This window comes from Pantoea sp. y20 (assembly GCF_054903455.1).
Genome location: NZ_JBUBNJ010000003.1, coordinates 93,859 through 116,619, shown reverse-complemented (window position 1 = coordinate 116,619; position 22,761 = coordinate 93,859). Strand labels below are relative to the sequence as shown.

The 22,761-nt window shown below is 48.6% G+C and carries 10 protein-coding genes and 2 pseudogenes; 4 read left to right on the top strand and 8 right to left on the bottom strand.

The genetic code is table 11. The annotated features are described in order from the left end of the window. From ACYAC5_RS23750 to ACYAC5_RS23740, 3 genes are all read left to right on the top strand, one after another. A complete protein-coding gene (locus tag ACYAC5_RS23750) occupies positions 1-1,002 on the top strand; it encodes a hypothetical protein (protein WP_462063429.1) in 1,002 nt (333 codons plus the stop codon). 7 nt (positions 1,003-1,009) lie between these two features. Further along, the gene (locus ACYAC5_RS23745; RefSeq protein ID WP_462063428.1) at positions 1,010-1,558 is read left to right on the top strand and encodes a fimbrial protein; all 549 of its coding nucleotides are present in this window, start codon (positions 1,010-1,012) and stop codon (positions 1,556-1,558) included. A gap of 294 nt (positions 1,559-1,852) precedes the next feature. After that, positions 1,853-3,637 carry a glycosyl hydrolase family 28-related protein gene (locus ACYAC5_RS23740; RefSeq protein WP_462063427.1) on the top strand — a complete coding sequence of 595 codons (1,785 nt, stop codon included), beginning with the start codon at positions 1,853-1,855 and terminating at the stop codon, positions 3,635-3,637. A gap of 428 nt (positions 3,638-4,065) precedes the next feature. On the opposite strand, the pseudogene ACYAC5_RS23735 reads toward ACYAC5_RS23740, so the two are convergent. Beyond that, positions 4,066-5,163: pseudogene (locus ACYAC5_RS23735) on the bottom strand (IS3 family transposase); the annotation flags it as partial. 119 nt (positions 5,164-5,282) lie between these two features. On the opposite strand from ACYAC5_RS23735, the pseudogene ACYAC5_RS23730 reads away from it, so the two are divergent. Beyond that, positions 5,283-5,624, top strand: a pseudogene (locus ACYAC5_RS23730) (helix-turn-helix domain-containing protein); the annotation flags it as partial. Between the two features lie 176 nt (positions 5,625-5,800). On the opposite strand, the gene ACYAC5_RS23725 reads toward ACYAC5_RS23730, so the two are convergent. From ACYAC5_RS23725 to ACYAC5_RS23695, 7 genes are all read right to left on the bottom strand, one after another. Further along, positions 5,801-7,600 carry a carbohydrate-binding protein gene (locus ACYAC5_RS23725; RefSeq protein ID WP_462063426.1) on the bottom strand — a complete coding sequence of 600 codons (1,800 nt, stop codon included), beginning with the start codon at positions 7,598-7,600 and terminating at the stop codon, positions 5,801-5,803. Between the two features lie 642 nt (positions 7,601-8,242). Next, on the bottom strand, positions 8,243-8,920 hold the full coding sequence (locus ACYAC5_RS23720; RefSeq protein WP_462063425.1) for a LuxR C-terminal-related transcriptional regulator: 678 nt from the start codon (positions 8,918-8,920) through the stop codon (positions 8,243-8,245). Positions 8,921-9,500: 580 nt separating this feature from the next. Next, a complete protein-coding gene (locus ACYAC5_RS23715; protein WP_462063574.1) occupies positions 9,501-10,781 on the bottom strand; it encodes a TolC family protein in 1,281 nt (426 codons plus the stop codon). 9 nt (positions 10,782-10,790) lie between these two features. After that, positions 10,791-12,062: an HlyD family type I secretion periplasmic adaptor subunit gene (locus ACYAC5_RS23710; RefSeq protein WP_462063577.1), complete on the bottom strand. Its 1,272-nt coding sequence runs from the start codon at positions 12,060-12,062 to the stop codon at positions 10,791-10,793. A 6-nt stretch (positions 12,063-12,068) separates the two neighbouring features. Further along, entirely contained in the window at positions 12,069-14,267 is a 2,199-nt protein-coding gene (locus tag ACYAC5_RS23705; protein WP_462063573.1) for a type I secretion system permease/ATPase, read from the bottom strand. Between the two features lie 177 nt (positions 14,268-14,444). Next, complete coding sequence (locus ACYAC5_RS23700) at positions 14,445-21,053, bottom strand: Ig-like domain-containing protein (RefSeq protein WP_462063572.1); 6,609 nt, start codon at positions 21,051-21,053, stop codon at positions 14,445-14,447. 315 nt (positions 21,054-21,368) lie between these two features. Continuing rightward, positions 21,369-22,574, bottom strand: coding sequence for a lytic polysaccharide monooxygenase (locus ACYAC5_RS23695; protein WP_462063571.1), 1,206 nt, complete (start codon positions 22,572-22,574; stop codon positions 21,369-21,371). Positions 22,575-22,761 lie beyond the last annotated feature (187 nt).

Sequence of the window (22,761 nt, the reverse complement as noted above, 5' to 3'; positions counted from 1 at the left end):
ATGAAAACAAAACTAATTTATTTATACGGGACTGCAATTCTGGTCTTAATGCCATTTAAGATCTTTGCATGGACATATACACCGCCTCGGTGTACAGATCTTGCAATTAACTTTACTGCTAAAAATACTGAAATTGATGTTTCTGAAGTGGCATATAAGGGCGTCGTTACTACTCTTTCCCACACCAAATCAGGAGTGTGCAATTTCACAAATGGTATGGGGGATGACCGCCCTAGTAAAGCAGGATGGGGGTATCTACTGTTGTGGCCAAAAAAAGAATATGGCTATGACTCGCACAATATAATTTATGTAGAAGGTGCCAGTCAAGATAGAACTCTGTATGTAGGGCAATATTATTTTAATTCCTACGCCGATTCTGAAAAAACTCAGGCAAGTATTTTTAGTAAACCCGAACAAAATCTGCTGATGAATAAAATGCCACCTCCTGGAAAGACAATTATACCTTTATCAGATCTATTTTCAGCTCAGGCGCACACAGCGGGAGTAGGCGGGTTTTCACACGCGCGCAAAGATGAAAGTGTTGTGGTTTCATATTCCACGCCAACTATTACGCTCATCTATAGACCGTCCTGCAGTGCGAAAGTAAATGATATCGCTTTTGGAGTTCAGACGGTGGACAGCATAAAGAAAGGTAATGCTGAAAAGGAAGCTTTAATCGAGGTTAGCTGTGAAGCGATACTGCCCGCTTATTCAATCACCTTAAATTCTTCGAAAGGTATTAATGACGTAAAAAAAGGGATTATCAAAAGCGCTCATAACAATATAGGTTATCAGCTTAGCTGGGGTAAAGGCGATGGCAGCCAAGTTGGTGCGTTGGGTACGGCGGTAGAGCTAGGAGTACCGCTTTCGCCAGATACGAAACCTATAAAAAATAATTTTACAATCCCGCTGAAAGTTAAGCCCATGGTTCTTAAGAATACCCAAGGCGTTACTAGCGGTAATGCGGACTCTGATATCACAATCACACTTGAGTTTAAGTGAGTAATTTATGAATTATCTATCATTATTGTCTTTTTTTATATTTGCTGTGCCATTGTGTTCACAGGCGGATAGTTTTGGCAGCAACCGTGACGGCGGATTGCTCACGTCCAGAATTACAATGGACGTTAGCGCCCCCACCTGCAGTGTTAACGCCGAGCAAGGTGTAGCCAGAACGATCCAGATGGGACAGATATCGCGGGAAGAGTTAATTGCAGGTAAAGGGAAAGCGATGAACGCACCATTAACGGTAGATTGTAGCGCCAGTGGTACCCAGGCTAAAGCTGTCGAGGTTAGTGTACGCCCAGCAGGTAGCTCAAAGCCTGCAGATAACACTGAGGGTCTTCTTGAAACCAGCTTGCCAGGAGTTGGTTTACAAATGAGCTGGCATGACGGCAAACTCGTCTCGTTTGCCACAGACAGTTCGCGCAGATTTGAAGCAGGAAATAGTCAGATCTGGGAGCTCGCGATTACGGCTAAGCCCGTTGCTACAATCACAGAATTTGTCAGCGGTGGTAGATATGTTGGGACAATATCGGTCAACCTGACATATTTATAACTGTATTTATTTTGTTAGCTAGATTATGCGCTACGAGAAATTCCCCACCATAAGTGGGGTGAACCATTAAAGATTGTGGGCCCCACGTTTGACCTTAAGCGAGTTTAAATAATCTAAAATTCACTGGCAGTAAAATTAGGATTTTATATCTATTTACATGAGTTTTGACTGGCTCTGCTTTATAAGTTTATTCCTAATTTACCTAATGCAATACTACTTCCCTTAGCTTTGGACCATATTTAATATCATCGTTTAAGTTCATTACTATTTTAATCATAAAAGGTAAATTTAAAGATGAAAGAAAATATCACTACAAGCCCGCCAATTATTACACTACCTACAATAAACGCATTGCGTCAATTCATGCCGGAACGTGACGGACAATTGGTATACGTAGAGGAATACGACAGTGGATACGTTACAGGCGGTGGCTTGTTCCGCTATCGAGATAAGGGTAGACTCATGGAGGATCGCGGTTATTCTATTATTGGTCTTTATAATAAACACTGGGAGCGTCAACTTGACAGCCCGGATGAACTAAATGTCTGCCATTTTGGTGCAAAAAATGATGGCAGTGCAGACTGCACTAATGCCATTCGAGACATGCAGCGCTGGTCATGGAACGGTTCTGGTAGCGAACGTCGTGTTGTGATACGTTTCCCTCCAGGCCGTTTTTTGATGTCTTCTTTAGATATAACTATGTTAGGCGAAATCCAATATTTTACCTTCTCGGGTGCGCCAACAAGTTTAGGATACACAGCAGCAACCACTCTCATCTCAGATCTTGCCCCGGGAATGATGTTAAGACTTAACGCACGATATTGTGAAATCAGTAACCTGTGTATTGATGGACGCAACGCCCCCGAAGACAAAAAAGAAGAGACCGCTCCCAACACACGTGGATTTTACGAAAACATAAAAAAAGAGGGGCAATATCTTCAAGCAAAATATCTGTGGTTTAAAAGACTAGGGGGCACAGGGCTTTCATTAATTGATACCCTGGATACATCTATAGATCACTGGTATGCTAATAGTTGTGAGGCTAGCGTTATAAAAGCTCGTTGGTCGGGAATTAAATCGTGGGACCATAACACTGCTATAGAGTTATCTAATTTCAATGTACAATATTGTACAAAAGAGCCTGTATTGGATCTCCCTCGCTGCACACAGTCTTTTATATTTAATGGATGGATTGAGCACAGCGATTCACCGGGAGACCTCAGCGAAGGACAATGGGTTATCGATGGTCTAAGCTTAGAAGATTGCAAAAAAGAGAAATTAAAGCTGTGTTCGACAAGATATGTTATTAAACAGCTAAATTTGCAAAGTGGCAGCGGAATCGACAGTAATGATAGTGGCAACACGTTTAGCTGGTTGAGCGAATATGAATCTGGTAATGTCAGAATCGAAAATCATGGCATTAACCTTGTAGGTTCCCTCAGTGTTGACGTAATAACTTCGCAAAAGAGATTAGACAATAATACGCAAAATCCTCGTTGGTTTCATGTCGGACATTTTTTTTTACCAACTCGTGGCGACGTTGTTAGCGTTAAATTACTTGCATCAGCAGGTTATAATGGGATTCGCGAAACCCAAAAAAAATTCTCTAACGCAACGGGTCAGGGGATGACCGAAATTGCACTACAAAAGAACAGCAGTGATTTACTTCAAGGCACTTGGTATGGTATGGGGGCATCACCAGTAAAAGCCGTACAAATAACTAGTGTAACACCTGCTCGTGGAGATCTTTATGTCCAATTAAATGCTTGGACAACTAATGCTGTCGCTTTGGTTGAAACCAATGCTAAAGATCACTATGCTCAAGGAGTGAGTTTCCGATTTAACAAGTTTTTCACACCATTAAGTGATGAAGAATTTAGCAAAATTCCATCTAAAATAACTTGTTATGAACAATTTTGGTTAGGTAATGAAAAAGTGGGAATTGGCTACAATGCCGAGAATTCACTTTTACTCAGTGCCGCAACTGCAGACTCCAAAGAATATAATGACTCATCCTTGGGTTTATCGGTAATTATAAATGGGAATACTTATCTACTACCATTGCTGAAGAAAAAGTAACGTAAATCCCTTTATAACTTAACTAACAACTACCACATTTAGTTTACGTAAGGCCATTTATTCTTAATGGCCACATTTTCATCTTGTGATTGAGGGTGTTCCTTTTACTACACGAGGCATAGATTCAGAAATTTTGTCAAAAAGAGAAACAACTTTGTGACGCTCCTTTTGATAAATTTATACTCAATCTAAGGCCTGATTGTTACTTTTGCTAAGAGAGAAGAGTGAATGCTAATAATTAGCTTAACCAACAAATAATTAACTTAATTGATTTACATTTAACATAACTATGTTTATGCGCACTCAGGTTGTAACGGCTAAATTCAGATGTCCGCTCGGAGATGCGGATGTTTTGTTGGACTGGTTATGTTGAGATCCTCAGATGCTGCCGGTACTTCACCGGGCTCATTGCACCTAATGAGATTTTGATAGACTTTGCCTGCTGGGATCTGGAACTCGGTTATATCGGTCAGCCACTTTTCATTTGGCCTGCAGGATCGAAAATTTCTGGCGAGAAGATTTTCAGGTGCCAGACTGATTTCTCCGCAATAAGCGTTGTAGCGACGCCTTCCGGCTCGTTTAACAACAAGCTGCTCTTCAGCCATCAACCTGCGGACGACCTTCTCAGAGATATGCATGTTATTTTTACGCAGCATCGCGTGCAGACGCCGGTAGCCGTAGCAACGGTAATTCCCGTCAAAGAGTTTTGCCATCGTCACGCGTATTTCAGCGTACTTATCGTGCCGGCGCAGCTTTGCTTTGTGATAGATATAGCAACTGCGCGCAAGTCGCAGTGCATTAAGCAGCTCAGCTAAAGGATATATTTCCTTAAGGGCATCAACAACCTGGGTTTTGTCCCTGTTCTTCAGGGTCTGGAAGCTGATGCCCATGTCTTTTTTTATCAGTTCATTCGCTTTAGTCAGAATGTCACGCTCAAGCTGCAGCTGATGAACTTGCTGTTTGAGCCGTGCGACCTCTTCTGGCAGTGCATCCTGGTTTTTATCCTGAGAACCTGATTTACGTTTACGCATGGATTGATAAGCCTCATCGTCGATTAAGTCTTTCTTCCACTTGTACAGAACCGGAACGCTGACGCCTATATTTTGTGCAACTTTAAGAGCCGTCCCGCGCCAGTTGCAGAGTGCGCGAACAGCCTGTGTTCTTTCGTCCGGACTGAAGCATTTGTTGGTATTCGAGCGAATAATCAGCGGACGTCGTCCCGGATAAATCTCTATGACCCAGCGTTTAAGCACTTCGCTGCTGGGATAGCCGATGGCGCGGCAAGTGAAAGCAAGACATCCACCATGCGTAAGATAATGCTCAACAGCGGCGACTTTCTGCGCATAAGAGTAACGTTCCCTTGGCTTTAATTCTCTCGGTAAATCACCCTTCTCTTCATAAATACGAACCCAGCGGCCAAGCTGTTTTATGGACGGGTAACCTAATTCCCTGACTACTACAGACGCTTTTCTGCCATATAGATAATAGAGTTCAACAGCGCGAATCCGGTCCTCATAAGAATGCATAAATCATCTCCTGAAGGTCCAGGAAAACATCCGCACTCCCTTTTAGCTGGTTCATAATGTCACCCAGATATGGCGCTTTTGCCACCTTTTCTGGGAGATCTCTGCTGATGCTGGTGACCATGTCGAACAAAGAACTTCACCGCCTTCTCGTCATTCAGGCCGTTATCGAAAAACGTCTGCGCCGTCGCAATGCTGCTTCACAGTTGCAGCTCACTGAACGTCAGGTTCAGCGGTTGATGAACCGCTATCGCGAGTCCGGCGCTGCCGGGGTTACGAACGCGCGCCGTGGTAAACCCGGCACTCACCGGATTGATGATGCGCTGCGATGCCAGATACTGACGCTGCTACGTGAAAATTACGTCGGTTTCGGGCCCACACTTGATGCTGAAAAGCTTTAGGAGCGTCACGGGATTACGATTTCTATCGAGACTCTTCGCTGATGGATTACTGCGGCCGGACTGTGAATCCCGCACGCTCCCCGTCATCTCCGCATTTATCAACAACTGCTTCGTTGTACTAATCCATATTAATAGTTTGGAGAAGGTATAGACGCGTCAGCTGGTGCAATTTTCTTGAGTCAACAAGTTGAAAATTGCTCGTAGCCGACGCGCCGTTTTTAAACCTTATCTCAATATCTTTATTTTACTTGCTCCCAGACGTCGCTGCTACCTGGCAGATCCCCCTTAGTCCACCATTTCGCTTTCCAAAGTTTACCTGCATACTCAGCCTGTTCACCGCCAACGTAAGTAACGTCAGCATTCCATTCTTCTTTGTCCGCCTTGCTCATATTCTCCCAGACGTCGCTGGTGCCCGGCTGGTTGTTCTGCGTCCACCAGCGTGCCTTATAATCTTTTCCTTTCCAAATAACGGTATCACCACCGACGTAGACTTTGTCGCTTTTCCAAGTAGTTTGCACGTCGCTATCAGGCTTGTTATCGTCCACCGGCTTGTCATCATCAACCGGTTTATCGTCGACGGGCTTGTCATCATCGACCGGTTTATCGTCAACAGGCTTGTCATCATCCACTGGTTTCTGATCGGCTTTGTGCGTGATGGTGAATTCAAACGGGACAGAATCATGCGCGCCATCATTAACCGTCAGGCGGAAGCCTAACTCATAATCTGAATCGGTGCTGTTGAGATCAATGCTAGCTTTCGGCTGATCGTTATTAATCAACGTTACCGCCGGGCCTGAAATTTGTTCCCAGCGCCAGGTTAAGGCATCGCCTTCAGGATCGTAGGATTGAGAACCATCAAACTCAACATGTGCAACGCCGATGACGACAGGATTAAATTTTACTACGGCCGTTGGCTTGTGATTTTCCACTTCGCTGTGACCCTCACCAGCAGCCTTCTTCATATCATTAATATATTCAACCTGATCGCCAAAGAGGATACCGTTATTATTAGCGCCCAGCGTCCAGACAAAGAAACCGCCGTAGCCATTTTCTGCTTGCCATGCTGCACGTGAGAGGTTGTTTTGACGGGTTTCAGTAAAGCGCCCTTCAGGACCCCATTGGCTGTTGATGGTATTACCAAGTAAAATTTTACTGGCGTTGCCAACGGCTTTGGCGTAGTTCTCCAGCGCGACCTGATACCTGAAGTTTTTGCCTGCGTCATAAGTCATGACGTTGAAAAAGTCAAAAGTATCTTTACCGTTTTTCAGTAGCGGCAGCACTTCACCATGATGAGAAGAACGTTTATCTTCGATAAACGAGCAGTTATCCATCACGGTATTGCTCATGCAGGCTTCTGGATCTGCGCCAACGTGATAGGTGGTTAGACTCAGCAGCTTATCGCTTTTCGGGCCCAGCAGTTCACGCACTCGCTGAGCCAACTTCAGCAGATTATCATTCTCTTCGGGGGTCAAACGAGCCTGTTTTTCATAGTCAAAATCGATACCGTCCAGTTGCACAGAACCGGCTTTCTGATAGTTTGAGAAATTGCAGGTGCCATCCCAACTCGCGTCCAGGCAAGGGCCATCAAGCTCGGTTGGCTTTAGATTCTTTTTATAAACCGGGAAATTGGTTTTCAGTAATTTAACCAGTCCCTGAGCAATTTTTTCGCGGTTCGCTGCGTTGTCAAGGTGTGACCACATTGATTCATAAGTTTCGCCACCAAACGCAACCATCATTTTTTTCTCAGGATGAGCCAGTTTAGTTTGCGTCCATAACAAGTAGCCTTTTTCAAAGTAATAGGCGTCATAGGCGGGAACTTCGATGATCTTGTCTGATGAGGAAATATTTCCTTCCGCATCCCAGCCTCCAAATGAGAGCAAGAATGTATCGACACCAGACTTTGATAAGTCAGCCACTGCGTCAGACGTATAATCTCCCCACGAGGTCAGATAGCTTAGTGTGCGATTATTTTCAGCGCTAAGTGCTGATCCTGAAATGATCGCAGAACCAACAAGGAGCGCGAGCGTTAATTTTTTCAAAATAAATCCTTAACAATAAATATTATTTGATTGCCTATAAAAAATCAGGTCGGCAAAATGAGTAACTTCAGTTATTTCGTTAGTCAGAATACTCTTCGAATAAGTTAACTGAAATGTACTAATTCTACATTTCATAAAGATTCTGCCAGCTTCCGTTAAGGAATATCTTACTGTGGATTTATAACTTTTGTCCTGAGCGATTAATAAAGAGCATGCTCTGGCGCAGTGACTTTAAAATAGGCGGCCAGTTAAATACTCTTGCGCTAAAAAATTTATTAACATAGTAGGATTAAGAAGGCATTCAAAAAGATTTAGACGTATTTTATTATCGTCACGTAGGCCGCGAGCCTAATAATATTCATTCTTCCCCTACAGCTAATCCGCTGACGAAACAGTGCACAGTCTACTGAAAAGCGTTATATGATCCCAGAATGTTAGTTATCGAAAGTATGCCAATAATTTATATCCCAAATCCTTAATAATATTCTATGAATATATTCGCGGTAGACTCGATGGCATTCCACAAGGTTAGCGACGCAGCATTAAAAAATATTAATTGCTGAAATATTAACGCTCAGCTTAGCGATCACCGTACTATACTGTGTATTGCAACGGAGTGAATGTGCAGCACCTTGCTGAAGTTTAGATCGCTATGTCGAACATGCGCGTCTGGGCCAACAGGCAGTAAAGTTGGCAATCGCTCTGCACACCCAGCTTTTCCATTGCACGCAGCTTATGAGCGCTTACCGTTTTATTGCTCAGGTGCATCTTGCCTGAAATTGCGGTCAGCGACAGGCCACGACACAGCATGCGCAGCACGTCATTTTCACGCGCCGTCAGCTCCTGACCCGCCAGCGTGTCGCGGCGAAAAAGGGAATCCATCAGACCGCGCTCAATATACACCTCATCATCCAGCACCGTGGAAATAGCCCGCGATAGCATGCGTTCGCATGTGTCGCGACTAATATATCCTCTGGCACCCGCTTCCAGAGTCATCCGAATGATATTGGTGTTACGGAAGGGCGATAGCACAACAATCCGCGTTTCCGGGAATTTGCGCGCCAGCCATTTCACCAGCGCGGTGCCGTCAAGCTCGGAAACTGGGCTTTCCGAGCGTCGAGTATTCAGCGAAAATCCGAGAAAAACCACATCGACTCGCTGCCCGGACATAACGTTAATCAGTTCAGCCGGCGAATCGGTATCGCTGATCACGTTGTAGCTTACGCCGTCCATTGCGCTGGCGGAGAGGGTATTAATCATTGAGGCGATGCCCCGGCGGATAAGCGTGTGTTCGTCGGCAATCAGGATATTAACAGACATAGTATTGTCTCCGGATATAAGTAAACATGCATCTGATGTGGAGAAATATACCGGGCGAAGTAAGATGTTTCTATCATACCAGTCAGAAAAATATTGTCTTCGACATAATTCCTCGGGAGAACCTCTAAATTAAGATTAAAAAAAAAGCCCATTCAATGATATTGAACGGACTTTCGTCATTCCCAGAGTGAAGTAAAATGATAGCATGGATAGAACGGTAACCCGCCGTTTTCCAGCAATTATTTAATTATCCAATAAGGTAATAGAGTGCAACACACCCACACCAAAACAAAAGGGAAAACAAAAACATGCCGACCCAAGCCTGATTCCTTGCCCCCTTATCCTTATGGATATTATTTTTTTCCCTCGAATTTGATATCAGACTTGTCATTTTCATCCATTCCGATAGATTATTTTAGATCACCACTTGACATAGTTTTTTAATGCTAAAATAAGCATCTTTAAAATATGGCATTCACATTCCCGGTTAGTCAGGTTATTTTGCAGCAAGTTGAAATGATGGCCTATCTGACAAGTCAGAAAGAGAGTCAGTATTTTTCTCGAAAAAAAATAATATAATTTACGTCAGATTGAGCGAGCGAAGTAATACAGCAGTAGAAGCCATCAATTTAACATTGGCAATCTCACCATCATATTTCTGGTTTATCGCCGTTATTTGATGATTGAAATGATCGTTTTCCGCCGTCAACACATCTAATAATGTGCGCTTACCCAACTTTAGCCACTGATCAAAAAAGATTTTACTCACCTTCTCACTCTCAGCGGCCAGCGACTGATAATTTTCAGCCTGTAACCGTGATGAATCGCGTGTTTGCACAAGGTCATGGATCTGATGCTGCATATCAAGGCGGGCTTGGTAATACTGCTGCTCATTACCGTTCGCTCTGGCTTTTGCTGCTTGATGCGCGGCCTTTTGCGCTCCGCCAGAGAAAACATTCCACTGTAGGTTGATACCGGTCGCCCACTCTCCCTCATCGCTAAGGGCACCGTGTTGAGCTATTTTACTTACGCTCCAGTTGATCTGAGGATAACGGCTGGCCTCAACGGCGCTGGCCTGAGCATGCGCTGCGATGGTTTCAGCTCTGACTTTCAATAAAACTGGATGATCGCGCAAATGTTCCAGTAATTGCCGGGCGGTATAGCGCGGCATACTCCATTTTAATCCAGACGGAATAATCGTCTCCTCTCCCGTAAGACGCTGCAGCTTAATTTCGGAGAGACGCAGCGCGTTATCAATACTTTCCTGCGAAGACTGCGCAGATAATAATTTTGCTCTAGCCTGAGTGAGCTCATTGCCACGCCCGGGATCGACCTTAATGATCGCCTCAAGCATATGCGCTAGCTCGTTCATTCTTGCGACATAGTTCTTCGCAATTTTCTGCTGTTTATGATAACGATCCAGATTCATTAACTCTGTTAGCGTGCTATAGGCGATCTGTTCATTTACCGAAGACAGATTATATGCAGACGCCGCTTCCAGATGCTCAGCTCCGGTGATTTGAGCCGCCGTTTTTCCCCAGTCGTAAAGTGTGGTATTTACCGAAAGGGAAAGATTGCTAGAATTAATATTATTCCGTACAGATCCCGTTCTCCCGGATCCTGCCAGCGGACTAGTTCCGCCTAATTGAATCTGCGGCCAGCGCTGCGCTTTAACCTGATCGATATCCCAGCCAGCGGCCTCTTTATCAGCGCCCGCGCGCTGTATTTCCGGGCTGTGGTTTAGCGCTTTTTTTATCTGGTTAATAATAAAAGGCGAAGGTGAATTGTCCGCTGCTGATGCTATAGCAGATAGTCCCGCTATTACGCATACCATAATTTTTATCTTTATTAAATTCCACATCACAACTCTTTATCTCTCTCTGAACGCTTCTTTCGCTTTAAGTACAGGCTTGAGTAAATAAGACAGAATGTTCTTTTCGCCGGTTTTTATTTCAACGCTAGCAGTCATGCCCGGCATAATTGGAAAAGTTTTATTTTTGACGCTCAAATAGGCGCGGTCGGTACGAATATAAACACGATAATAAGTCTGATCGTCACGTCCCGATTTTGCACGGCTTTCGTCAACAAGCGTATCCGGACTGATACTTTCGACTACGCCGTTAAGCCCGCCATAAATAGCGTAATCATAAGCGGAGACTTTTACCGTTGCAGGCAGGCCGGGACGTAAGAAAGCCACGTCTGCCGGTCTGATCTTTGCTTCGATTAGTAATGTATCCTCCAACGGAATCAGCGTCATAATCGGTTTACTTTGCGTAATCACGCCACCAATGGTGGTAAAAGCGATGCTATTAATTGTTCCTCTTACCGGCGCAGTCAGCACGCGCCGCTCCATAAGATCGCGGCGCTGCGTCAAACGTTCCTCGCTTTGCGCAAGCTCAGTTTCGAGTCGTGTTAGCTCGCCGTTCGCATCAGAGTGATATTTATTGGTACGGTCAGCAATTTGCAGGCGCAGATCGTTGACTTGACGACGCAGGCGTAGGATTTCCATATCTGAAATCAGCCCTGCCTTTGCCAGCGGCTCAGAGAGCGCAACCTCTGACTGAGACAGTGTTAAATTGCGTGTCAGCGCCGCAATGCTCTCATCAAGCAATTTACGCCGGGTTTTATAGGCGCGCGTCTCATCTTTCACTATCGAATGAAAGGTTTTGATTTCATCCGGGAACGTAAGCTGCAGATCAAAGGCCTCGGCCCGCAGGCGTGAAATAGCGCCTTTAAGGCCATAGACTTTCGATAGCTCCTCGCGGTACTTCGCTTCGGTACTGGTGGCGTCCAACTTCAGCAGTGGCTGGCCTTTTTCCACAATATCTCCTTCACGTACCAGCAGCGTTTCAAGAATGCCATCCTCAAGACTTTGAATTACCTGCTCATGACTTGCTGGTATCACCTTCGCTTCACCACGCGTCACCTCTTCGACGCGGGCAAAGTGCGCCCAGATCAGCCCTATCGAGACCACGATGGCTATCAACCACAGCATTACCATGGTGAACGGGGTTTTTTGCATAATGATTGCGCTTTGTAAATCATCCACAAAGCGCATCTCTTCTATTTTAAGTCGTTGTGCCTGCTTCTTAGCGGCCGCTCGGCGTATTTTAAAAAAATGATATAGATTAAGCCTTTTCATCACGGACTAACCTGTGTGTGTAGTGGTTGGAGAAGGCCGCACAGGACGATCGCGACGCGTTGGATTGAGTGCGGCAAGCACCTGCTGTTTAGGTCCATCGGCAATGATTTTTCCATCATCCAGCACGATTAGACGATCCACGATCGAGAGCACGCTGTGACGATGCGTCACCATTACCAGCGTTTTCCCCAGAGTTGCCTGCTTCAGATGATCAACAAATTTTGCTTCGGTCTGTCCGTCCATGGCGCTGGTCGGTTCATCCATCAGGCAAACGTCCGGTTGCAGCAGCAGGCAGCGTGCCAGCGCAACCAATTGCTTTTGTCCGCCTGAGAGACCCAGTCCCATCTCACCGATGGGCATATCGAAGCCAAGCGGATGACGATTGGCAATGGTGTCCAGCCCGGTTAGACGCACGACTTCAAGAAAGCGCACGCTAGTTGCCGCAGGGTTGCCCAGCATGACGTTTTGCCTCAGCGTTCCCTGGAATAGATGGCACTCCTGGCTGACGTACCCCACACAACTGCGCCAGTCAGCAGGATCTATCTGCTGCGCATCCAAGCCATCCATTAGGAGCTGTCCGCCGGTAGGCTGATATAGTCGCGCCAGCAGTTTGAGCAGAGTGGATTTACCGCTGCCGACGTTGCCAAGAATGGCCACGCGCTCGCCCGGCTGAATGCGAATTGACATGGGCGATAACACCACGCTGGCATTATGTTGATCCGTTTTCGGGTAGCTAAAGGAGGCGTGCTTAAGCGCAATCTCGCCTTTCAGCTCTGGTGCAACCAAATAGTTTTGCTGCGGATTGCGCTCTATTGGCAGCTTCATCAGTTGGTTTAGCGACGTCAGCGCCGTTTTCGCCTGCTGATATCGCACTGCCAGCCCGACAACGGCGGCCAATGGAGAGAGTGCTCGACCGGAAAGGATCACCATCCCAACCAGCGCGCCCATCGTGATCTCACCGGCATGGATCAGGTAGACGCCCCACACCACAATAAGAATGGTACAAACCTGCTGGACGTAGCTCACCATATTAGTGGTGAGGCTTGAGAGATAGCGGGTTTTCATCGATGAAGCCGCCGCCAACGCGCTGCAATCATCCCAACGTTTCTGCATCACCCCTTCTCCCTTACAGGCCTTCAGCGTCTCCATGCCGGTGATTGACTCGATAACTAGTCCCTGCTTCTGAGAGATCTCCGCCACGTTCTCTTTCATAAAACGCGCGAGCGGCCACTGAATAGCTATGCTGAATAGAATGATTACTGGCATCGCTAGAAGTGGGACGACCGCCAGAGGTCCGCCGATGCAGTACATAATCCCCATGAAAAGTAGGCAGAATGGCAGATCGGATAGTGTCGCCAGCGTGGCGGAGGAGATAAAATCTCGCACTGATTCGAACTCTCGAAGCTGGTTCGCAAAAGAGCCGGACGAACGTGGCTTGTTCTCGAGGCGCAGTGCAAGCGTCTGACGAAATAGACGCGAGCCAACAAGCAGATCGGCTTTTTTTCCGGCAACGTCTATCAGGTAGGTACGAATTTGTCGGGAACAAAATTCAAAGGTGATGGCGATCAGTACGCCAATGGCCAGTGACCAGAGGGTGACGTAAGCTTGCGTCGGTACCACGCGATCATATACGTTCATGGTGAAAAAAGTGGTGGAAAGGGTAAGCACATTTGCCAGCAGCGCGGCCAACGCAGCGTTGAAAAAATAGTGGCGGTAGCGCCACAAATTAGCAAACAACCAGTGACCTTCCCGCTGACTTTCGGGGAGAATTTCGCTCTCGTGGCGAGCTACACGCTCTATTTTTGCTTTGGAAAGCAACACGAAATCAAGGTAGTTCTCATCCATTTTTTCCGCAGAGATGATCTCATCGCTGCCGTTTTCATGACATAAACGGTAGCCGTTTTCACAACGCTCCCTGACGATCGCATAGCGTCCCTGTTTATCCGTGACAGCAACGGGGAAAAGATGTGTTGATAGTTCGCCGATGGGGCGTTTTGTCCAAGCTGCATCAATACCGGCCTGCTCAAGCATGCGTATCGCCACCTGCGGAGTCAGCGTTTTATCGCGCGGCAGTCCGGCGCTAAGTGCTGCCTGACTGGCCGGCCGCCCATGATGTAGCGTCAGCCAGATCGTAGCCCACAGTAGAGTACTATCTTCCGGTTCTTCACTATTTTGAGAAATGTTTTCTGAATTATTTTCTGACATGTTTTCTGCTCTGGCGCTGAATGTATTCAGGAGATAGTTAATTATCAGGCTATTTTCTGTGATAACAGGCGAGACGGGATCAGGATATGGGGAGCCGATTCCGGGAATATTCTCAGAGCCTCATAAGAAAAAAAACGTTCACGCCCGTGGGGACGTGAACGTTTAGCCATTAGATAATTACAACACAGTAACGTGGATGCGATCGTCTACGAGGATCTGAGAGTGGGAACTGCTCTCCCAGGCCTGGTAAACCGTTCCGTTCACTTCCACTTTGCCGCCCTCATGCCAGCTGTCCTGACCGCCGGTCAGCGCAACGTTACCGTTTTCTCCTTCAACAGTCAGCGCTGGCGCGTTGGCATCCTGTCCTTCACTCAGCGCTTTCAGCTCGTTGCTGCTGACGGTAAGGGTGTTTTCCCCGTCGGCTAAATCAACGTGATGCAGCGCCTTTAGAGACTGAGTTAGCGAGGCCAGGTCGACATTCTGATGATCGCCATCCAGGATCAGCGCACTGCCCTCAGTCATCGCATGGCTGTCCGGCTCCAGACTCATCGTATTCATCGCAGCCGCCTTGCTCTCCATGACATCATGGTGGTTATAGATGATGGTGATGGAGCCGTTGCCTGTCGCAGTATTGTAATGACCATTAGCGCCGACGATAATATCCATACGCCCGTCGCCATTCATATCGGCAACGTCCAGATCGGATCCAAAATGGCCGTTGGTCACCTCACCCCAGTGCACTTCCGCCAGTCCTTTTTGCAGCAGCGTATCGATGCTGATTTCGTTATTGCTGTCCATCACATAGTCGGCGGTATGGCCTCCGTACACTACGTAAACTGCGCCAACAGCCTTGCCAGCCGCGTTGATGGCGGTCGGGTCAGAGATAATCAGATCCGGTATGCCGTCGCCGTTGATGTCATAGGTCCCCAAAATGCGTGAACCAAAGCTTTTAGTTCCGCTTTTATTCGAAGAAACAATGGCAAAGCCGTCATCAATGGCGAGATGATTGTTGCCGCTGGCACCAACGTGTAATTCGCCATGCGTACCGATTTCACTCTTCCCACGGAAAATCCAGACCTTACCGCGCACCGCATCCTGCGGAGCCGCGATGGCGAAGTCAGATGACTTATCGCCATCATTGTAAAAATCACCCAGACTCGCAATCACCTTCTGGTTTGGTTCGGTTTCAATACCTGCACCTGGCCCGCCGGCAATGACGGTGCCAGGATCGACCGCACCAAACCACGTCGTATTCATATTTTGAATACGCACCATATGGTCTTCATCCAGAGAGCTGATGTTAATAGTTTTATTAATACCCCCCTCTTGGCCGTAGATCAGATAGGCCGTTCCATAACATCCATCGTGTACAGAGACATCGTCAATGATAATGAAGTCTTCCTGTCCATCGCCGTTGACGTCGCCCACGCTCTGTATCGAGTTACCAAAGTTCTGGTTTTGGGTCTTGGATCCCTGCACTTCGTGATGAATGTAATACCCATCCTCTTCACCGTTAGCAGACGCGAAGCCGCCTCCGGGATGTTGAGCATCTTTCTCGGTTTTATTGAGCTTGATATTGCTCCATTTATGCTGAGGATCCTTCGAACCTTTTAAAACGTAGGCTCCGCCAGCGCCATCATAAGCTCCATCGATATTGCCAATCACCAGATCCTGTACGCCGTCGCCGGTATAATCGTAGGCGGTATTGCTATAGGCGAACCAGTCATCAGAATCGACGGTTACTGAGAAGCCGTAAACATTGTTGCCCAGATCGATATCATGAAGATCCAGTTCCGATAACTGCCCGTCACGAATCTGATCGCCCCAAATGACATAGAGTTTATCGTTCCAGTGTGAAGCAATGACCAGATCGTCAATGCCGTCTCCGTTAAGATCGACTTTCACAATATCCTGTGCCATGCGATCGGTGGTCGGGGTCGTAATATTATTTCCGTCCTTGACTGTGCCGGAGTTGTAAATCCTTAAACCGACCTCCGGATGCTCTTCAAACAGCTTGTGAACGTCACTATATTGGCTCAGCAGTCCGGTTTTATTACCGAACAGTACATAAACCATCCCACCATATCCGGTCTTGCCTGGCGCACCGCCGCTGGGGGCGCTGATAGCGATATCGTCATAGCCATCACCGCTAAAGTGGCCGATATTTTTCACCACGGTACCAAACTGCGCGATATTGCCTGTGGTCGACCCTTCGTTATAACCAGAAAGCGACGAGCGCTCAGGCGCATTAACCTCCAAGCTGCCGTTGGAGGAGCCATTCAAGTTGCTTACCTGCGAAGGGTTACCTGCAGCGTCCACAACAACGGCCTTGATGTGGTGTTCGCCTTCGGTCATCGATTTCAGCTGCGCCTTCCAGCTGCCGTCTACATCAATGCTGTCAACGGTCGCCAACAGTTTGTCGACGTTTTTATCATAGATGCCGTCGCCGTCCACGTCGTCAAAGATCAGTACCTTAACGCTTTCCGGGCTGTCGCCATCTTTCAGATCAACCTTGCCGCTCACACGGGGGATATCGGTATCGGTGCTGTTGCTACCATCCAGCGTATTCAGCGTGGTCATGTTATTGTTAGTAGTATCAACGCGCAGTGGCAGCGCAGTTTCATCACTGACGTTGCCGTAACTGTCTGTAGCCGTCACGACCAGGGTGTGATCGCCATCCTTCAGCTTTTTATCTTCCGGCAGTTCAAAGCGCCAGTTGCCTTCCTCGTCCGCCGTGACTTTGCCCAGCACGGTCTCACCGTCATGGATGGTAACGAGCGAGTTCTTTTCCGCATGGCCGGTCAGCACGACCGTATTGTCGTTGGTCAGACCTTCAATAATCGCAACGTCTGTGCCGCTCAGGTTGCTGATCAACGCGACGTTATCGGGCGCGTCAGGAGCGACCGAGTCAACGCTCACTTCCAGGCTAGATGAGACAGCATTGCCTACCGCATCTTTAACGGTCACCGTCAGCGTCTGGTCGCCGTCAGCCAGCGCTTTATCTGGCGTAATACTCCAGTGGCCATCCTTATCGGCTTTCGCTGAACCAATTACGTTACCCGCTTTATCAGTAATGGTCACCGCACTGTCCGGTTCCGCTTCACCACGAATCACCGGCGTTTTTGTGTTGGTGTCCGTGCCTGTAACGTCGTCGCCAGCTTTGTCGGTCAGCGTGATATTTTCAGCCGCTGTCGGCGCCGTGGTATCCACCTCAAGCGCCGGCAGCTGCACCGCCGGCGAAACGTTGCCAGCTCTGTCGCGCTGCTCCACTTTGAGGTCATATTTGCCGTCTTCTAACGCGCCCGGCGTGATGCTCCAGCTGCCGTCTTCGCCCACGATGCTGCTGCCCAGCGCGTTGCCGCCGCCATCTTTCAGCGTCACGGTCGCGCCCGGCTCGCCCTTGCCGCTGACGGTCGGCGTGCTGTCGCCGGTGATGTCGGTAATCGCCGCGCCGCTGTCGTCCTTAACCTCTACCTCAGTCACCGCGACCGGCGCCGTGGTATCCACCTGAAGCGCCGGCAGCTGCACCGCAGGCGAAACGTTGCCGGCGCTGTCGCGCTGCTCCACCGTCAGGTCGTGATTGCCGTCTTTTAACGCGTCAGGCGTGATGCTCCAGCTGCCGTCTTCGCCCACGGTGCTGCTGCCCAGCGCGTTGCCGCCGCCATCTTTCAGCGTCACGGTCGCGCCCGGCTCGCCCTTACCGCTGACGGTCGGCGTGCTGTCGCCGGTGATGTCGGTAATCGCCGCGCCGCTGTCGTCCTTAACCTCTACCTCAGTCACCGCGGCCGGCACCGTGGTATCCACCTGAAGCGCCGGCAGCTGCACCGCCAGCGAAACATTGCCCGCGCTGTCGCGCTGCTCCACTTTGAGGTCATAATTGCCGTCTTCTAACGCGCCCGGCGTGATGCTCCAGCTGCCGTCTTCACCCACGGTGCTGCTGCCCAGCGCGTTGCCGCCGCCATCTTTCAGCGTTACGGTCGCGCCCGGCTCGCCTTTGCCGCTGACGGTCGGCGTGCTGTCACTGGTGACGCCGGAAATTAACTCGCCGCTGTCGTTGGTCACCTTGATGTCGCTCGCCTCCGCCGGCACAGCGGTGTCAATATCAACCGTCGGAAGGTTAAGGGACGCGGTGCTACCAGCCTTGTTCGTCTGCTCAACCTTCAGATCGTATTTACCATCTTTCAGGGTCTCCGACGTGATGCTCCAGTTACCCTCATCATTAACAGTGGTGCTGCCCAGCACGGTGCCGCCGCCATCTTTCAGCGTCACGGTCGCGCCCGGCTCGCCCTTTCCGCTGACGGTCGGCGTGCTATCGTTGGTGACGTCGACGATCGTCTTGCCGCTGTCGTCTATGAGCACTACATCCGTCACCGCGCCCGGTACTCTGGTGTCAATCTCAACGGCCGGCAGATCGAACGCCGGCGAAACGTTGCCCGCGCTGTCGCTTTGCTCCACCGTCAGGTCGTATTTGCCGTCTTTTAACGCGCCCGGCGTGATGCTCCAGCTGCCGTCTTCGCCCACGGTGCTGCTGCCCAGCGCGTTGCCGCCGCCATCTTTCAGCGTCACGGTCGCGCCCGGCTCGCCCTTGCCGCTGACGGTCGGCGTGCTGTCGCCGGTGATGTCGGTAACTGCCGCGCCGCTGTCGTCCTTAATCTCAACGTCAGTCACCGCGACCGGCGCCGTGGTATCCACCTGAAGCGCCGGCAGCTGCACCGCAGGTGAAACGTTGCCGGCGCTGTCGCGCTGCTCCACTTTGAGGTCATATTTGCCGTCTTCTAACGCGCCCGGCGTGATGCTCCAGCTGCCGTCTTCGCCCACGATGCTGCTGCCCAGCGCATTGCCGCCGCCATCTTTCAGCGTCACGGTCGCGCCCGGCTCGCCCTTGCCGCTGACGGCCGGCGTGCTGTCGCCGGTGATGTCGGTAACTGCCGCGCCGCTGTCGTCCTCAATCTCAACGTCAGTCACCGCGACCGGCGCCGTGGTATCCACCTGAAGCGCCGGCAGCTGCACCGCAGGCGAAACGTTGCCGGCGCTGTCGCGCTGCTCCACCGTCAGGTCGTGATTGCCGTCTTTTAACGCGTCAGGCGCGAGGCTCCAGTCACCATTGTTGTCCACGGTGGCGGTTCCCAGCACCTTATCGTTGCTATCTTTCAGCGTTACGGTCGCGCCCACTTCACCTTTACCGCTGACGGTTGGCGTGCTGTCTTTAGTGATATCAGTGATATTCTGATGATGGTCGTCGGTGACCACGATGTTTTCGACTTTATTCGGCGCAACGCTGTCGATTTCTACCGGCAGCGGCGCTGACGTGTGGTTACCTGCCGGATCAGTGATGTCCACGGTTAGATCGTGGCTGCCTTCAACCAGGGGTTTTTGCGGTTTAACTGTCCAGTTGCCATCTTTGTCCACAGTAGTGGAACCCACTGCTGAGCCTTTTTCATCGGTGACAACAACCGTACTCCCCGCTTCTCCTTTACCTTTGATATCAGGCATACCGGTATTAGTGGCGCCTCCTTCAAGGATGTTGCCGTTTTTATCTGTAAGGGTAATATCACCCAGCGGCTTGATCTCAGTATCAATAGTCAGCGCTGGCAGGTGTACTACCGAGGTATTACCAGCCTTGTCGCTCTGTTCGACGCTTAACGCATGATCGCCATCTTCTAGCTCTCCAGGCGTGATGTTCCAGTCTCCGTTGTTGTCAACGGTGGCAGTGCCAAGCACCTTGTCGTAACTGTCCTTCAACACGACAGTCGCGCCCGCTTCGCCTTTACCGCTGACGGTAGGGGTCTTATCATTGGTGATACCATTGATCAGCTTGCCGTGATCATCCGTTAATACGATCTCGTTCGCCTGATCTGGAGCGATAGTATCGACGCCGATATCAATGTTTTCAGAGGGGAGGCTATGGTTTCCCGCCTTGTCCTCCACTACCGCGCTCAAATTGTGCTCGCCATCTTTCAACGCCGGCGTAACAGTCATTGACCAGCTGCCATCTTTGCCGATGGTGGCTTCGCCAATGGTGATGCCGTGATCGCGAATAATGACTTTACCGCCAGCTTCAGCAGCATCCACCCGGCCACTAATCGTAGGCGTGGAATCAGCAGTCATTCCGCCGGCGTGTATACGATTGCCCTCGTCGTCGATAACTCTGATATCTTCGGAATTAATCGCAGTAGGCGGCGAGTTATCGTTCTGATGTTTATCATCGTGGCTATCGCCTTCGCCTTTATTTGCGGAAGCAATCGCAACGCCAGCAAGCCCAGCCGCAGCAATACCACCGGCGACCGCAAGGGCACCTTCTGAAAGAAGTCCGGCTAAAAAGCCGTCATTATTGTCATCGTCTTCATCACTGTCCAAAATGATAGAATCTTCAACGCTGATGTCAGTAATGGAGTCATCGCTGGTGGGAAGAGAAGCAAGGGTTTGCGTGATCGATTCGCCGTCTGCCAGGTTGGCCAAAGAGTAGACGTCTGTACCGTTAGCAATATAAAGATGTGGCATATCTTGCTCATCAATAGCATAAATATTGACGGGATCGTTAAAATAATTTTCGATAATAACCGCTTCGTGCCCATTATCCAGGAAAACATGCAGATCCGCTTTCTGACGCGTGAAACGCAGATGCTGCATGGGCGTGCTTTTATCTAAGGCGCGGAAGCGGATGCTGTCACATGCATCCATTGTTACCGTAAGAAGTGTTGATTGTGCGATATCGATATAGTGTGGATTGTTGTTCCCCGAAAGGTGTTGCAAAGGATGAACACTAGGGTTCAGTTTTTTAGTCATGGTTAAACTCTTTTATTTAGTGTGAGATTTTAGATAAATAATTATTGGGTTATTTAATATGTCTACGCTGTTCAAAAGCATACCACTACCTCTTTATCCCTCAATTAATAAACCATGATTTTAATGGTAATTAATGAACCTATTTCATGATAATCATGAAAATATTAATTATGCAGAAAAATAAAACATAGATATGCGGTAACGCCGTAAATGATGCCCATGAATTATTTATGATATCTGGAAAAAAACATGATTTTTTTGTTAATCAATCAAAAAAATGGCCTCCTTAGGGAGGCCGTTATGAATATTCCAGACTTATTTCACTTTTCTCCACAGTGAATGCGCTTCAGCCGGATTCCAGTGATCGAAACTGGTATGCGCATTTAGGCAAAGGTAAATGTGACCTTTATAGCTGACTTTATCGCCTGTTTTGTAAGCGACACGCGCGGCAAACTCAGGTACGGAAGGATCATTAATGCCGCCGTTATCACTATTTTTTACTTCTAGCGTAATAATCTTTGAGACGCTTCCATGGGCATTACTTGCCGTAACACGGTATTTAGCTACGCCAGTAGCCCCACCCCTAACCCAGGCGCGCATAGTATTAAGATCTTTTCCCTGTAGAGGAGTAGTGTACGTCGGCGCTCCAGCGTGGGTTTGCATCTGGAAGGCCGAATCCCCTTCAATAAGTTCCCACTTGAACATTGCCGCGCCCTTGGTCGCAGAGGCATCCATGACGTAACCTGTGTTAACGTCTGTTTTGTTTCCAATGATATGGCTCAGTGCAATATGAATAACAGGTGCCGCATGTTCCTCTTCGTTACCATTTGGCGGAGTGTCATCGGCTGGCTCATCAGGCTCGACGGGAGGGGGAGTAACGATGCCAGAATCTTCGTCAGGAGTCTGATTATGACCGGCAAATTCAACGTCGATGATGTTATAGAAGGCGTTAGTGGTATCATGTACCGTCCAGACCGCCAGGATCTCCTGATAGCCTTCGCGCTCAGGAACGTTACAGGTATGTACAACGGAGGCGCCACTGCCGGGACGTTCGCCGTTCGCAACCGGTACGGTACAGAAAGGAGTGCTTTCAAAGCTTGCGCGAGTTAACGGCTGCGCTGGATTCCAGTCATTTTTAGTAATGAAGTACTCATATTTACTCGTAGGATGCGGCGCGGTGAAATACCATTTGAATTGGTGCTGGCCTGCAGATATTTCAGTTTTTACCCAGCGCCCAGAACCTGTTTCATCCATTTCTGCGCCACGCGTTTGATTGGCACTAGCAATCTGGCCATCTTTCGGACCCGATGCCGGGTAACCTTTAGGCGCCTCAAGGCTTTGCGGTTCATACTGGATATTGCCACAGCTTTGATTAAGCTCACCGGCATAGCCCGGTACTTTTGATGTGATATCTTTGCACAAAAATGCACGCGAAGGCGGATCCATTACAAATCCGTGAGCCCATGAGCCGGCGCTGACCATTAATGTAGCAACAGCAATTGCTATTTTAGTGATTTTCATAAAATTTAAATTCCAGCGATAATTAATATTTAGCTTTTAACCGTTTCGGGAATATGCAAAACACACGTATTCCAGCCCGCCTCGGTTTGAATATCCAGATGAATAAAATGCCTTACCGGATATACTAATTATCTTTTATCTAAGAATTTAAAAGGATAAGGATTTTCTATACCCCATTAAGAATAAT

Bases quoted from the DNA above. Each gene is read 5' to 3' on its own strand.
- ACYAC5_RS23710 (WP_462063577.1), bottom strand. From the start codon at position 12,062: ATGAAAAGGCTTAATCTATATCATTTTTTTAAAATACGCCGAGCGGCC.
- ACYAC5_RS23740 (WP_462063427.1), top strand. From the start codon at position 1,853: ATGAAAGAAAATATCACTACAAGCCCGCCAATTATTACACTACCTACA.
- ACYAC5_RS23705 (WP_462063573.1), bottom strand. From the start codon at position 14,267: ATGTCAGAAAATAATTCAGAAAACATTTCTCAAAATAGTGAAGAACCG.
- ACYAC5_RS23695 (WP_462063571.1), bottom strand. From the start codon at position 22,574: ATGAAAATCACTAAAATAGCAATTGCTGTTGCTACATTAATGGTCAGC.
- ACYAC5_RS23720 (WP_462063425.1), bottom strand. From the start codon at position 8,920: ATGTCTGTTAATATCCTGATTGCCGACGAACACACGCTTATCCGCCGG.
- ACYAC5_RS23700 (WP_462063572.1), bottom strand. From the start codon at position 21,053: ATGACTAAAAAACTGAACCCTAGTGTTCATCCTTTGCAACACCTTTCG.
- ACYAC5_RS23745 (WP_462063428.1), top strand. From the start codon at position 1,010: ATGAATTATCTATCATTATTGTCTTTTTTTATATTTGCTGTGCCATTG.
- ACYAC5_RS23750 (WP_462063429.1), top strand. From the start codon at position 1: ATGAAAACAAAACTAATTTATTTATACGGGACTGCAATTCTGGTCTTA.
- ACYAC5_RS23715 (WP_462063574.1), bottom strand. From the start codon at position 10,781: ATGTGGAATTTAATAAAGATAAAAATTATGGTATGCGTAATAGCGGGA.